This is a genomic window from Vicinamibacterales bacterium (genome assembly GCA_035699745.1).
In the GTDB taxonomy this organism is placed as follows: Bacteria; Acidobacteriota; Vicinamibacteria; order Vicinamibacterales; family 2-12-FULL-66-21; genus JAICSD01.
Window position 1 is genome coordinate 85,286 of sequence record DASSPH010000010.1, and the last position, 14,097, is coordinate 99,382.

12 protein-coding genes are annotated in these 14,097 nt (G+C 68.8%); 8 read left to right on the forward strand and 4 right to left on the reverse strand.

Going from position 1 to position 14,097, the window contains the following annotated elements; all coding sequences use genetic code 11:
* Positions 1–218 precede the first annotated feature (218 nt).
* The 5 genes from VFK57_01300 to bshA all read left to right on the forward strand — a co-directional run bounded on the left by VFK57_01300 (position 219) and on the right by bshA (position 7,443).
* Entirely contained in the window at positions 219–2,315 is a 2,097-nt protein-coding gene (locus VFK57_01300) for a radical SAM protein (GenBank protein HET7694315.1), read from the forward strand.
* Positions 2,316–2,592: 277 nt separating this feature from the next.
* On the forward strand, positions 2,593–2,931 hold the full coding sequence (locus VFK57_01305; GenBank protein HET7694316.1) for a PadR family transcriptional regulator: 339 nt from the start codon (positions 2,593–2,595) through the stop codon (positions 2,929–2,931).
* 4 nt (positions 2,932–2,935) lie between these two features.
* Positions 2,936–5,554, forward strand: a complete 2,619-nt coding sequence (locus tag VFK57_01310) for an ABC transporter permease (GenBank protein ID HET7694317.1) — start codon at positions 2,936–2,938, stop codon at positions 5,552–5,554.
* Between the two features lie 42 nt (positions 5,555–5,596).
* Positions 5,597–6,301, forward strand: coding sequence for a bacillithiol biosynthesis deacetylase BshB1 (bshB1, locus tag VFK57_01315; GenBank protein HET7694318.1), 705 nt, complete (start codon positions 5,597–5,599; stop codon positions 6,299–6,301).
* A complete protein-coding gene (gene bshA / locus VFK57_01320; GenBank protein ID HET7694319.1) occupies positions 6,298–7,443 on the forward strand; it encodes an N-acetyl-alpha-D-glucosaminyl L-malate synthase BshA in 1,146 nt (381 codons plus the stop codon). Before bshB1 ends, bshA begins: the two co-directional genes overlap by 4 nt.
* 28 nt (positions 7,444–7,471) lie before the next feature.
* Here the strand turns inward: bshA and VFK57_01325 are convergent, their stop codons facing one another.
* A complete protein-coding gene (locus VFK57_01325) occupies positions 7,472–8,353 on the reverse strand; it encodes a Nif3-like dinuclear metal center hexameric protein (GenBank protein ID HET7694320.1) in 882 nt (293 codons plus the stop codon).
* 77 nt (positions 8,354–8,430) lie between these two features.
* On the opposite strand from VFK57_01325, the gene VFK57_01330 reads away from it, so the two are divergent.
* Positions 8,431–9,504: an NAD(P)H-dependent oxidoreductase gene (locus VFK57_01330; protein HET7694321.1), complete on the forward strand. Its 1,074-nt coding sequence runs from the start codon at positions 8,431–8,433 to the stop codon at positions 9,502–9,504.
* Between the two features lie 47 nt (positions 9,505–9,551).
* Positions 9,552–10,637 (forward strand): hypothetical protein, encoded by a 1,086-nt coding sequence (locus VFK57_01335; protein HET7694322.1) that lies wholly within the window; start codon positions 9,552–9,554, stop codon positions 10,635–10,637.
* A 2-nt stretch (positions 10,638–10,639) separates the two neighbouring features.
* Here the strand turns inward: VFK57_01335 and VFK57_01340 are convergent, their stop codons facing one another.
* Positions 10,640–11,176: a sigma 54-interacting transcriptional regulator gene (locus tag VFK57_01340; GenBank protein HET7694323.1), complete on the reverse strand. Its 537-nt coding sequence runs from the start codon at positions 11,174–11,176 to the stop codon at positions 10,640–10,642.
* A gap of 187 nt (positions 11,177–11,363) precedes the next feature.
* Between VFK57_01340 and VFK57_01345 the strand changes: the two genes are divergently transcribed.
* Positions 11,364–11,906, forward strand: a complete 543-nt coding sequence (locus VFK57_01345; protein HET7694324.1) for a winged helix-turn-helix domain-containing protein — start codon at positions 11,364–11,366, stop codon at positions 11,904–11,906.
* 33 nt (positions 11,907–11,939) lie between these two features.
* On the opposite strand, the gene VFK57_01350 is transcribed toward VFK57_01345, so the two are convergent.
* Both VFK57_01350 and VFK57_01355 read right to left on the reverse strand, forming a co-directional pair.
* Positions 11,940–13,091, reverse strand: coding sequence for a hypothetical protein (locus VFK57_01350; GenBank protein ID HET7694325.1), 1,152 nt, complete (start codon positions 13,089–13,091; stop codon positions 11,940–11,942).
* Positions 13,088–14,074 carry a Gfo/Idh/MocA family oxidoreductase gene (locus VFK57_01355; GenBank protein ID HET7694326.1) on the reverse strand — a complete coding sequence of 329 codons (987 nt, stop codon included), beginning with the start codon at positions 14,072–14,074 and terminating at the stop codon, positions 13,088–13,090. Before VFK57_01355 ends, VFK57_01350 begins: the two co-directional genes overlap by 4 nt.
* Between the last annotated feature and the right edge of the window lie 23 nt (positions 14,075–14,097).

The following is a 14,097-nucleotide window of genomic DNA, read 5'->3' on the forward strand; positions in this document are numbered from 1 at the left end:
GATATCACGTTGAAATCTACCCCGTCAATACGGCGGCGGCAGGGGCGCCGGTTCCGGCGGCGGGAAAAACCCTCAGACCGCAGGCCGCGTGGCGTCGCGGCTCGACAGTTTTGAGATCGCGTGGCCCATCCGGGCCGGCGCGCGCCCGTTCACCCCCGGAAAGTGCCACTTCACTGGAATGTCCTTTTTACAGAAGTACTTAGCGCTAATCTACGGACATGCACAAGCCTATCAAGTACGTGGAGAAGGGTTTGACCGTGGCGGCGAAGGGCGCCTGGGCCGCGTTCGATGCCCTCAACAGCATCAAGCCGAATCCCGCGTTCACCCCCAAGTGGTCCGAGCTCCCGCTGCAGAAGTCGTGGCAGAAGGTGAAGCCGCCGCTCGGCTGGCCGCGTGAGACCGACTCGCTCTGTCCGAACTGCGTCCGCGAGGCGCGGCAGGCGATCGTCGACGGCAAGCAGGACTACAAGATCCTCCTCAACGAGAAGGTGGGCGAGATCAAGGCCGTCATCACCGAGAAGGACGGCAAGATCGTGATGATGAAGGACTGCCCGATCCACGGGCACTTCGAAGACGTCATGGCGATCGATCCGGCGTTCTTCAAGCATCTCGAAGAGTCGTTCCCGGGCAGCGACATCCGCTCGCACAACGACGAGAAGCTGCACAACCACGGCAGCTCGACGATCAAGTACGGCCGCGGCTCGGTCCTCACCATCGACCTGACCAACCGCTGCAACATGATGTGCGACCCGTGCTTCATGGACGCCAACCAGGTCGGCTTCGTCCACGAGCTGTCGTGGGACGAGATCAAGACGATGCTGGACAACGCCATCACGCTGAAGCCGAAGCGGCAGATGTCGGTCCAGTTCTCGGGCGGCGAGCCGACGATGTCGCCCTACTTCCTCGACGCGGTGCGCTACGCGAAGAAGGTCGGCTACAACTCGGTGCAGGCGGCGACCAACGGCATCGAGTTCGCCAAGAGCAAGGAGTTCGCGAGGGCGGCGTTCGAAGCCGGGCTGCGCTACGCCTACCTGCAGTTCGACGGCATCGGCAACGCCGCCAACTCGCATCGTCTCGTCGGCAACCTGTTCGACGTCAAGCTGCGCGCGATCGAGAACCTCTGGTCGGCCGGCGTCGACATCGTCCCGGTCATCACCATCGTCAACGGGATCAACAACGAGCAGGTCGGCCGCGTGATTCAGTTCGCGCTCGACAACCCGAAGAAGATCAACTTCCTGTCGTTCCAGCCGGTGTCGTTCACCGGCCGCGACGAGGAAGTGACGCCGGAGCGCCGCGCGGCGCAGCGCTACACGCTGTCGCATCTGGCGCACGACGTGAAGAACCAGACCGGGCTCGGCGAGCCGGTGCGCGACTGGTTCCCGATCTCGTTCATGGGCACCTTCACCGACTGGGCGGACCTGGTGCACGGCCCGAGCGCCGAGTGGGGCAATCTCACGTGCGGCTGCCACCCGAACTGCGGCATCGGCATGGCGGTGATGATCGACAAGGAAACCAAGGAGGCCGTCCCGGTCACCAAGTTCCTGCATGCCGATCAGCTGGCCAGGGACCTGCAGCGGGTGAACGACGCGGCGCGCGGCCGCACGCTGTCGGTGCTCGGCATGGCGCTGGCCCTGGCGCGCAACTACGACCCGTTCCAGTCGCCGACGCACTTCAAGCTGACCGACCTGATGAAGAAGTTCGACAAGACGTTCGGCGCGACCAAGAAGGCGCACACCGGCGCCTACGGCCGCGTCGGCGGGGAGCGCACGATCGAGGACCAGGAGAAGCGGCGCGGCGATCGCTGGAACTTCCTGTTCATCGCCGGCATGTGGTTCCAGGATCTCTTCAACTACGACTTCCGGCGCACGGAGCGCTGCATCATTCCGTATGCGACGCAGGAAGGGGAGATCAGCTTCTGCGCGTACAACACCGGCATCGGCTGGCGGAACATCATCGAGAAGATGCACATGACCGCGACGCTGACCAAGTGGTACGAGGAGCACGGCCGGCACCAGATCTATGCCGGCGGCAAGAAGGTCGAGCTGTCGAGCGCGGAGCACACGCTGGTGCTGGATCCGGAGGCGGTGGCGGCCGGCAAGCAGAAGGACCTCGACGAGCTGGGCATCGCCAAGAACGCGCGCGAGGAGAAGCTCCGCGCCAAGAAGCAGCAGCCGGGCGCCTTCGCGCCGGAAGACGAGAAGATGGCGGAGCTGTACCGCCAGCACGTGCTGAAGGAGCAGCCGACGATCAAGATCGCCGGCCTCGGCGGCAGCAAGAAGCCGGTGCAGGACGTGGTGCACAAGAAGGCGGAATAGAGCAGTTTCCAGCCTCCAGCTTTGCAGCTGCAGGGCCGCGCGGTTCACACCGCGCGGCCCTTTTTACTTTACGCGCAGCGGTCGCCAGGCAGACTCCGGCAGCCGGCAGCCGGCAGCCGGCAGCCGGCAGCCGTCAGCCGTCAGCCGGTAACCGGTAACCGGTAGCCGGTAGCCGGTAGCCGGTAGCCGGTAGCCGGTAACCGGTAACCGGTAACCGGCAGCCGGCAGCACCACCACACCTTGACAATCTACATATCTATATGTAGATTGCCATAGCATGCCCGGTGACTCCCCGAAATCCGATCTCCTCCAGGGCACGCTCGACGTCCTGATCCTCAAGATCGTCGCCCTCGGGCCCGTGCATGGCTACGCGATCGCCCAGCGGCTGCAGCAGATCTCCCGGGACGTGCTGCAGGTGCAGCAGGGCTCGCTGTATCCGGCCCTGCATCGGCTCGAGAAACGCAGATGGGTGCGGGCCGAGTGGGCCGCCTCCGAGACCGGCCGCGAGGCGCGGTTCTACACCCTCACCAAGGAAGGCCGCCGGCAGCTCGAGGATCAGCGCGCCAACTGGATGCGGCTCTCCACGGCCGTCACGGCCGTGCTCGATACGGAGTAACACCATGACCTGGTTCCGCCGGGAGAATCCGCGCGTCGAGGACGAGCTGCGCTACCACCGCGATCGCCTGGTCGAGGACTTCATCGCCGCCGGAATGGATCGCGAGGCCGCCGAGCGGCGGGCCTTCCGCGAGTTCGGCAACGTCGCACATCTCGAGGAGCAGGTCCGCGACGTGCGTGGACGCTGGATCGCGGATTTCGCCCAGGACATCCGCTACGCGGTCCGCACACTCCGGCGGAGTCCGATGTTCGCCGCCGTCGCCGTGCTCTCCCTCGCCTTGGGCATCGGCGCCAACGCGGCGATCTTCTCCCTGATCAACGCAGTCATGCTACGGGCGCTGCCCGTGGCGGACCCGGACCGTCTCGTGCTGATCTCGCGCATCGGCGATGATGGCCGGCCGCTTCTGGTGCCGTACCCGTTTTTCGAGATGCTGCGCGACAGGCTCGAGTCGGTATCGGCCATTACCGCTCTGGGGACACTTTCTGCGACGGCCATCATCGACGGCCAGGACGATCTCCTCGACGCTGACATGGTGTCCGGAACGTACTTCGACGTCCTCGGCGTCCAGCCGGCGGCGGGCCGCCTGCTCTCACCGGCCGACGATGTGATTGCGGCCGAACCGGCGGCGGCAGTCATCAGCGATCGCTTCTGGCGGCGCCGCTTCGGCCGCGGTCCAGACGCGATCGGCACAGCGGTCACGATCCGCGACCGCGTCTTCACCATCGTCGGCGTGATGCCCCCGTCGTTCAGGAGCCTGCAGCCCGACCGGACGCCCGATCTGGTGCTGCCGCTGCAGCTGGCGCTGGCCGATGACCAGCGGCGGTTGATGGGCTACAACACCGTCACGGTCATGGCGCGCCCGCGGCCCGGAGCCACAGTCGCCCGAATCGACGCCGAGGTGCAGGCGCTGTTCGGCGCATTCGTCCAGTTGTCTGCGTCTCAGCAGCGGGAGAGGGATCGCCCGTCGATCCTGCGGCAGCGCGCCGGCGCGAGGGCCGCGCCGGACGGGTTCAACCCCTTTCGGTACGACCACGAGCGGTCGCTGCTCATTCTCATGGGCAGCGTCGGGCTCGTGCTGTTGCTCGCGTGTGTGAACCTCTCCGGGCTGCTGCTCGCGCGGGCGGCGGCCCGGCAGCGCGAAATTGCGATACGCCTGGCGATCGGGGCCGGACGCGGCCGCCTCGTACGGCAGTTCCTTGCCGAGAGTGTCGTGCTCGCGGCGCTCGGAGGGAGCGTCGGACTGCTGATGGCGGGGTGGCTCGCCGCGCAGCTGTTCGCGTTGTTCCTCAACGGCCGCGACGCCGTGACGTCGGTGGCGCCGGACTGGCGGGTCGTGGCCTTTACCGGCGCCGTCGCGGCGGTGTCCTGCGTCCTTGCCGGACTGGCCCCGGCGCTGCACGCCGTGCGCGGTCTCACGCCGGCACTCAAGCAGGTCCGCGCGGGCGGCACCGCGCGCCTGGGTCAGGCGCTGGTGGTCGCGCAACTCGCCATCTCCATGGTGCTGCTGGTCGGAGCCGCGCTGTTCATCGGCACTCTCGTGAAGCTGCACGCCGTGGACCGCGGGTTCGACGCCGGCGGCGTGCTCGTCGTCGGGGTCAGGAGTCCGCAGCCGTATCCGCCGGACAGGATCCAGGCGGTCGCGAACGCTCTGATCGAGCGTCTCGCGGCGATGCCGGGCGTCAGCGCCGTCAGCGCGACGGCGGTTCTGCCGGTGACCGGCTCTCTCTGGGAGAGGACCGTGCAGGTCGAGGGGTATCGATTCCGGGACGATGAACCCGATGCCGCGAGTTTCAACGTCATCGCGCCGAATTACTTCAAGGCGATCGGTACGCCGCTGCTTGCCGGCCGCGACTTCGACACTCGGGACACCGCCGCCTCGCCCAGGGTCGCGATCGTCAACGAGAGCTTCGCGCGTTATTTCTTCGGCTCCCGCGAGGCGCTCGGCCGGCATGTCACGAATGCCGGCGTCACGTACGAGATCGTCGGCGTGGCCGGCAATACGAAGTACCGGAGCCTTCGCGACAGGACGATCAAGACGCTGTACGTTCCGCAGACGCAACGGCCCGGGACGGCGCAGCCGTCGGGCTACCACTATCTCGTGCGCGCGGCGTCGGGCGATCCGCAGGCGCTCGTCGCCGGTCTTGCGCGGGCCGTCCGCGAGGCTGATCCGGCGCTGCGGGTCCAGCGGGTGCGACCGTATGCCGTCTTGATCGAGCAGTCGATCGGCGCCGAGCGCACGATGGCGACCCTTGGCGGTGCGTTCGGCGCGCTGGCGATGCTCGTCGCCGCCCTGGGCATGTTCGGGCTGCTGGCCTTCCAGGTGGCGCGCCGGACGAACGAACTCGGCATCCGCGTGGCGCTCGGCGCCGGGCGTGGATCGCTGCTCGCACTGGTGCTGCGTGACGTCGCGATGATGGTGGCGGCGGGCGTGGCGCTCGGATCGGTCGCCGCCGCGATGACGGCTGGCGTCGCACGCTCGCTGCTGTACGATCTCACACCCACGCAACCGGAAGTCTTTGCCGCCGCGGCGGCCGCGCTGGCGCTCACCGCCATGGCTGCGGCCTGGCTGCCCGCGCGCCGGGCCGCGACCATCGATCCGCTGGCGGCCCTGAGGCACGAGTAGGCGAGGGTCGAGGATCGAGGATCGGGCGGCTATGATGGACTGGTGACGTCAGTCGATCTGCTCGTCTTCGGTCCGCATCCCGACGACATCGAAATCGGCCTTGGCGGGTGCGTCGCCCGGCACGTCGATCTGGGATTCGGGGTCGGGCTCTGCGACCTCACCGCGGGCGAGATGGGCAGCAACGGCACGATCGAGGAGCGTCTCGCCGAGGCGGACGCCGCCCGGTCGGTGCTCGGCGCGGCGTGGCGCGTCAATCTCCGCTGGCCCGACCGCGCCATCGGCGGGCCCGAACACGTCCGCTCCGCTGCCGCGCTCATCCGCCAGGCGCGGCCGCGGATCGTCGCGATTCCATACTGGTCGGATCGGCACCCCGATCACGTCGCCGCCAGCGGCGTGCTGACCGAGGCGGCGTTCAACAGCGGCCTGCGGCGGTACGACGCCTCGACCGAAGCCTGGAAGCCTGGCCGCGTCTGCTACTACTTCATCAACGATGGCGCCGCGCCGTCATTCGTCATCGACGTGTCCGCCGCGTACGATCGCAAGCGGCGCGCGCTCGCCTGCTACGTCTCGCAGTTCCAGCCCGCGGCCGCGGACGCGGTGGGCACGCGCCTGACGTCGCCGCGCTTCCGGCAGCTCGTGGAGAGCCGCGACGCGCAGTTCGGCGCGCTCGCCGGCGTGGCCTTCGCCGAAGGCCTGGTGGTGCGCGACCCGATCGTCCTGAAGACACTGCTGGATGCGGACGCATGAACGTCGGGATCGTCTGCTACGCCTCGATGGGCGGCAGCGGCATCGTCGCGACCGAGCTGGGCAAGGCGCTCGCGACGCGCGGGCACGAGGTGCACCTGATCAGCGCCGATCTGCCGTTTCGGCTCGGCACGTTCGATCCGGGGCTGTCGTTTCACCAGGTCAACACGCCGAGCTATCCGCTGTTTCGCGAGCCGCAGTACCTGCTGTCGCTGGCGAACGCCATCGTCCGCGTCTCGCGCGAACACGACCTCGAGATCGTCCACGCACACTATGCGGTGCCGCACGCGATCGCGGCGGTGCTGGCCCGTCAGGTCCTGGCCGCCTCCGGTGCGGGCGCGTCTCCGCGCGTGGTGACGACGCTGCACGGCACTGACATCACGGTCGTCGGCGCCGATCCGTCGTACTCGGAAATCGTGGCCTTCTCGATCGCGCAGTCGGACGGCGTGACGGCCGTCTCGCGGAGCCTGCGCGAGGCGACGACGCGCGAGCTGGCGATCGGCCGGCCGATCGACGTCATTCCGAACTTCCTGGACTGCGACGTCTATCGCCGCATCAGCGCCCCGGCGCTGCGCGCGCGCTACACGCACGGCGCGCCTGACGTGCGCGTCGTGATGCACGTCTCGAATTTCCGCCCGGTCAAGCGGATCGACTCCGTACTCGAGGTGTTCGCCCGCATTGCGGCACGGCTGCCCTCGGTGCTGCTGCTGGTGGGGGACGGGCCCGAGATCGCGCTGGCGCGGCGGATGGCGGCTCACCTCGGCGTCGCCGATCGCGTTCAATACGTGGGCGCGCAGGAGAACGTGATTCCGCTGCTCTCGATCGCGGATCTCTTTCTGCTGCCGTCCGAGCAGGAGAGCTTCGGGCTGGCCGCGCTGGAAGCGATGGCCTGTGAAGTGCCGGTCGTGACGTCCGACGCCGGAGGACTCCCCGAGGTGATCGAGCACGATCGCACCGGATTCGTCCATCCCGTGGGAGACGTGCACGGCATGGCGGAGAGCGGCTGGCGCCTGCTGACCGATGCACCGCTTCGCGCGCGCATCACCGCCGAAGCGGTCCGCACGGTCCGGCAGCGGTTCTGCGTCGATCTGATCGTGCCGATGTACGAGGATCACTACCGCCGCGCGCGGTCCGGTGCGGCGTGAGCCCGGCGGCGGCGCGGGCGGCTGGTGTCTAGGCCGGTGAACTCCAGAACGGCTCTGCCGCCGCCATGAAATCCACCGGCACCTCGGTGACGAAGCCTTTCAGCCACTCGGCGCAGTACTTCATGCCCGCCTGCTCGGAGGCCACGTGGCCGATGACGATCAGCGCCTTCTTCCTGCCGGACGCGATGAGGTCCTGGACGTACTCGACCGTCTCCCATTCGCGCGTCTCGCCGACGACGAAGACGTCGACGTCCGGACGGGCGATGACGAGATTCGCCGGATTGAACGTGTAGTATCCCCAGCTCGCCGCCACGCGATTGACGCGCATCGCCCGGTCGCCGACCACGCGCATCGTCTTGGCGCCGAGACGCTCGCGGATCCGGTCCGCGATCTGCGCCAGGGGAATGCCGGAGAACGTGAACTCCCGCTGATTCTCCGCCACGCGGTTCTTCTCCCATCCCAGCTCGCGCGCCATGCCGAACGCGACGCCATCGGGCTGCATCGCGTGCCAGTGGTCGTGAAAGCGGAAGACGGCGATGTCGTGCTGACGCAGGAACGCGTCCTTGAACCGGTACGCCGCATCCTGCGCGAACGGCTCGGTCCCGTCCTGATGGGAGTAGAACGTCGGCTCGTGAGTGATGACCAGGTTTCGCCCGGCCGCCGCCGCCCGCTGAATCACCTCCAGCGTCGCCATCATCGTCGTCGCGACGCCGCGCACGCGCGTGTCGCCGCTGCCGGCAACGATGCGGTCGACGGTTTGGGCGCGCCATGGGATCCCGACGCGGTCCTTGATGCGCTGCACGACGTCGGCGGCGGTGAGGGGTGCCTGGGCGAGCGTCTCCCGCCGAGCGAGCGCGGCCCCGGCGACGCCCGCTCCGGCGCGGAGAAATGCACGGCGTGAGAGGCTCATGGCGCTCCGCACGGTACTACAAACGCGGCGGTCCTGCCTCGCACTTTCGGGGGTACGCTGGGGCCGGAGGTGTTGCCGTGAATACGCCGGCGATCAGAAAGGGCCAGGGCAGCACGACGCTCTCCCGGGAGGAGTTCGAGCGCCGGCTGCGCGAGCGCTTCCACGACCCGGCGTTCGAGCCCGAGTCGGACGCGCTCGCGCGGGTCATCGACGTCGCGTGGCGCAGCTACCACGAGTATCGCAAGAGTCCACGCACCCGGAAGGCCGGACCGGGGTTCGCGGACCCCGAGTTCGAGCTGCCGGTGGAGTGGCTCGACGCCCGCGAGCGGATTCTCGAGGCGCAGCGCGAGCACGACGATCGATCGCGGAGCCCCAGGATTCTGCTGGTATGCGGCGCCGCCCGCCACGACCAGACCTGCCCGGGTGAAATGTCGAAGACCTTCCGCCTGGTGCAGCTCGCGCGGGAGCAGATCGACGAGGCAGGCTGCCGCGGCGACGTGCTCGATCTCAGCGCGCTCACCGCGGAGTACGGACGGCAGATCCTGCCGTGCAAGGCCTGCGTCTCGACCGCGATGCCGCTCTGTCACTGGCCCTGCTCCTGCTATCCGAACCACGCGATGGGCCAGGTGAACGACTGGATGAACGACATCTACCCGCGGTGGGTCGCGGCGCACGGCGTCATGATCGTCAGCCCCGTGTACTGGTACCAGGCGCCGTCCGTGCTCAAGCTGATGATCGATCGCCTCGTCTGTGCGGACGGCGGCAACCCCGATCCGACCAGGACGCACGGGAAGAAGCCGGATCTGGCGAAGGCGCTGGAGCTCGCCGGCTGGCACTATCCGCGGCACCTCGCGGACCGTCTGTTCGGCGTGGTCGTCCACGGCGATGCCGTAGGGGCGGAAACGCTGCGGCGGTCGTTGACCGATTGGCTCACCGACATGGATCTGGTGCCGGCCACCGGTGCGACGCTCGACCGCTACATCGGCTACTACGAGCCGTACGCAACCAGCCATGACGCGCTCGATCGCGACACGGCGGTTCAGGAGGAAGTGCGCAACGTCGCGCGGTCGCTGGCGGCCGCCGTCCATCTGGCGCGCGAGGGGGCGTTCGCGCGCTCGGATCGGCGCACGACGGACCCCCGCCCGAAGTGACCGTTCAGCGTCCGTGAGACCGTCACGGCCGGTGTAGGCTTACGCACATGCGACGCACCTGTGCCGTGCTCATCCTCGCGCTCACCGTCCTCTCGTTCCCGGCAGGCCGCGCCCAGGCCCCTCCGGCGCGCAGCGTCGTCGTGATCACGCTCGACGGCCTGCGGTGGCAGGAGATGTTCGGCGGCGCCGATCGCGATTACTTCAAGCGCAGCAAGCCCGAGGAGGTGCCCGCCGCCGAGACGCGCTTCTGGCGGCCAACGGCAGAGGAGCGGCGGGTCGCACTGATGCCATTCGTCTGGACGACGATCGCGGCGCGGGGGCAGATCCTCGGCGATCCCGCCAGAAAGAGCCGCGTGCACGTGACCAACGGGCTGTGGTTCTCGTACCCCGGCTACAACGAGATGTTCGCCGGCACCGCCGATTCGCGGATCGACAGCAACGACAAGATTCCCAATCCCAATGTCACCGTGCTCGAATGGCTGAACGGTCGGCCCGCGTTCAAGGGACGGGTCGCGGCCTTTGGTGCGTGGGACGTGCTGCCGTCGATCCTCAACACGGGGCGCAGCGGCATTCCGGTGGGCTCGGGCTTTACTCCCGTACCATCGCCGCGTACCGAACGCGAGCGTGCGATCAACCAGCTCGCGACGGATCTGCCGTCCTACTGGAGCTACGGCCCGTTCGATGCGCCGATCGTCTACGCCGCGCTCGAGGCGATCCGCACCTCGAAGCCGCGCGTCCTCTACATCATGCTGGGGGAGGGAGACGAGTGGGCGCACGCCGGCCGCTACGACCTGTATCTCGACGCCACGTTCCGCGCCGATCGTTTCGTGCAGCGCGTGTGGGACACGCTGCAGTCGTTGCCCGAGTACAGAGACCGCACCACGCTGTTGCTGACCACGGACCACGGCCGCGGCGCCACACCCGCCGACTGGACCGATCACGGGCGCAAGGTGCCGGCCGCCGAGACCACCTGGATGGCGGCGATCGGCGCACCCGTGGCCCCGCTCGGCGTCCGCGAGGCCCTCACCGTCACGACCTCACAATTCGCCGCAACCATCGCCGCCGCCGTGGGCGAAGACTTCCGCTCCGCCGTCCCGGCAGCGGCCCCGGCCGTGCCCGAGATCATCAGGTGAGGTCAAACCGCGAGGCGAATGGCGTGCAGCCGGCAGAACAGCTCCTCGTCGAACGTCCCGTCGAGTACTCGCCGGAGCAGCGCCTCGGAGGTAGACGCCATGACCCGCTGCCGCAGCCGCTCGCTGCGCGGCTGCGCCTCAGAGGTCTCGAGCACCTGGCGTAGCCGGATCTGTGCGGACAGGCCCAGCTTCCCGACCTCGTAGAGGAAGACGGTGCCGGCCTGGGTCAACCGCGGACGTGGCTGGGACGGCGTACCGGATCGGTGCCCGGCGCGCAGCAGGTCGAACAACTGCCGCTCGATCACGGCCTCGGTGCTCCCGCAGTCCACCGCCACGAACGCCCCCCAGCGCCAGCCGCTCAGATTGTGGATGCGCAGCGCGACGGCGCTGGCCTGCGCAGGCGCCCCGGTCAGCAGCACACAGCGATCGCTCCGCGCCGCGTCGATCACCGCCTGGTCGGGCTGTGGGTCCGCCGTCGCGCCAAAAGGAGGGTGCGGAAAGGATCTGATGTCGGCGCAGCGCATCTGGGCAAGGGTCATGGGCTCCTCCATTACGAACGTTGCGCGAACATACGGCGGGCATGCGGCGAAAGCCATGCGCGGACGCCGAGCAAGCGCCCAGCCCGGCGTGAGGGCTTAACCTCCTTCGTTTCAATGGGTAGCGGCCCCGTATGGGCGCCGCCTGAGGCCGTGATACCGTGTGGAGGACCGCCGGCGGCCACACGAGATGCCCTCGCTTCGTCAGGAAACCTACCGCTTCGGACAATTCGAGCTGGATCTTTCCGCCGGGGAGTTACGCCGGAACGCCGCCCGCGTGCGGGTTCAGCCGCAGCCGTTCAAGCTGCTGGCGCTGCTGGTCCGGCGCGCCGGGGCGCTCGTCGGGCGGGAGGAAATCCGATCGGAGCTCTGGCCCGACGGCACCTTCGTCGACTTCGATCAGTCCGTCAATTTCGCCGTCCGGCAGATCCGCGACGTGTTGGGGGATTCGGCCGAACGCCCGCTCTATATCGAGACCGTGCCCCGGCGCGGCTACCGTTTCATCGCCCCGGTCGACGGGCCGGGCCTCGCCATGCCGGCCGGCGCCCCGCAGCAGCCGTCGCCGGCGGCGGGCAGCGCGACTACCGTCCGCCTGCAGAAGGCGCTGTGGGCGAACATCGCCGACCTGCGCCTCGCCGAGGAACGGCGGCGGCGGACGACGAAGATCGCGCTCATCGTGCTGTCAGTGCTCCTCGCCGCGATCGTGACATACGTGCTGATCGTGCAACGCTGAACGGGGCGGCGTCATGACGCCGGCGGGGCTGCGTCAGTAGACGTCCAGCTTCAGCCTCCGCGCCTTCTTCATGTCGCTCAGGTACTCGGCGGCCTGCTCGGGCGTCCGAGCGCCTTGCGTTTCGATCACGTGGAGCAGTTCGCGCTGCACGTCGTTCGCCATCCGCGCCTTGTCGCCGCAGATGAACACGTGCGCCCCTTCCTCGAGCCAGGCGTAGAGATCGCGGGCCGCTTCCCGCATCCGATGCTGCACGTAAATCTTCTGCGGCTGATCGCGGGAGAACGCGAGATCGAGCCGGAGCAGGCCGTGCTCCTGCCAGGCGGTGAACTCCTCCTCGTAGTAGAAGCCCCAGCGGCGCGACTGCTCGCCGAAGAACAGCCAGTTCCGCCCCGGCGCCGCGATGGCGTCGCGTTCCTCCAGGAAGGCGCGAAACGGCGCCACGCCGGTGCCGGGCCCGATCATGATGATCGGCGTCGACGGATCCGCCGGCAGTGCGAAGTGCTTCTGCGCGTCCTGGATGTAGACCGGCGCCGCCGTGCCGAGCGGCCACCGCTCGTTCGCAAACGTGGAGCCGACGCCGAGGCGCAGGCGGCCGCGCACCTCATAGGTCAGCGTCAGCACGAGCAGGTGCGCTTCGCCGGGATGGCGCCGCTGGCTCGACGCGATCGAATAGAGGCGCGGCTGCATCGCACGGAGAAGGCCGAGGAAGTCCTGGGCCGCGAACCGTGACCCGGGCGCGTCGTTCAGCACGTCCAGCACGTCGTGGGAGTTGTCCACCGCCTGCAGGTACTCCTTGAGCTGTTCTTCGTTCCCCTTCTGCAGCAGCTGAGCGAACGCGTCCGCGCCCTGGACGACGCAGGCCTCGAGCAGCCGGCGGCTCGGGATCGACAGGTCGAACTTCGTGCTCAGCGCTTCGCGGAACGTCAGCGTGTCGCCGGCGGCCGCCACCGGCTCGGTGCCGGGCGACTCCAGCCGGTTCAGGACGGCGTCCACGAGCGAATCCGGGTTGCGCGCCCAGACGCCGAGCGCGTCCCCCGGACGGTAGGTGAGTCCCGCCTCGGCGAGCGAGATGACGTGGTGGTGCGTGTCCTTCGCCGACCCGGGCGGCGTCAGGCGATGGCTGCGCACCCGCGCGGCCGGCACGGGAAGTCGCTGGCTGTACCCGGGCAGGACTCCGGCGCTCATCGCGTCGCGCGCCCCAGGCAGCGATCCATCACCCACGACGCGCGCGCGCCGCTTTCCGCGGTCGACTCGCAGCGCCCGCGGCCGCGCAATTCGTCGACGATGGTCTGAATCAGCGGCTGGTGCACGTGCGCCGGGTTGCGGACCGGCAGCGTCTGCCGCTCGCCGTCGGCGCGAGTGACGACGAGATCCGTGTCGGCGAAGATCGGGGCTGCGATCGTCCCGTCCGTGCCCGTGATCGCCAGAACGTCGGTCTTCGCCGCGGCGTTGAAGTTCCACGTGCCCGTGCCGCTCAGGCGTGCGTCGAAGCGGTACGCCGCGTTCGTGACGTCCTCGGCCGCGTAGGTGCCGCCGGTGTTGAGCGGAAACCCGCACGCGTCGGCGATCGGTCCGAAGAGGAAGTCGAGCAGGTCGACGCAGTGGGACGCGAGGTCGAAAAACAATCCGGCGCCGGCGCGCGCCGGATCGAACCGCCAGTTCGACGCCGCCTCGCCGCGCGCGAGGCGATCGGTCACCTGGACGTGCACCGACGTCACCTGGCCGATTGCGCCGGATCGCAGCAGTTCGCGCAGCGTCAGGAACCGGGGAAGCGCGCGCCGGTAATACGCCACCCACAGGGGTACGCCGGCGCGGGCGAAGGCGTCGATCATCCGCCTGCACTCGGCGTGGCTGCGCGCCATCGGCTTTTCGACGAGACAGGGCTTGCCGGCGGCGGCGACGCGGACGGCAAGCGCTTCGTGCGTGTCGGGCGGCGTGGCGATGTAGACGGCATCGACGTCGCCGTCCGCGATCAGCATCCCGGCGTCGTCATACGCGCGCGCGACGCCGTGGCGGCGGGCGTAATCCTCGGCCTTCGCGCGGTCGCGGCGCATCACCGCGGTCAGCGCCGACCCTTCCGCCCGCTGGAAGCCGGGGCCGCTCTTCACCTCGGTGACGTCGCCGCAGCCGACGATGCCCCAGCGCACCGGTCCGGACAATCGGTTCATGGAAGGACGAATCGTAGCATTTC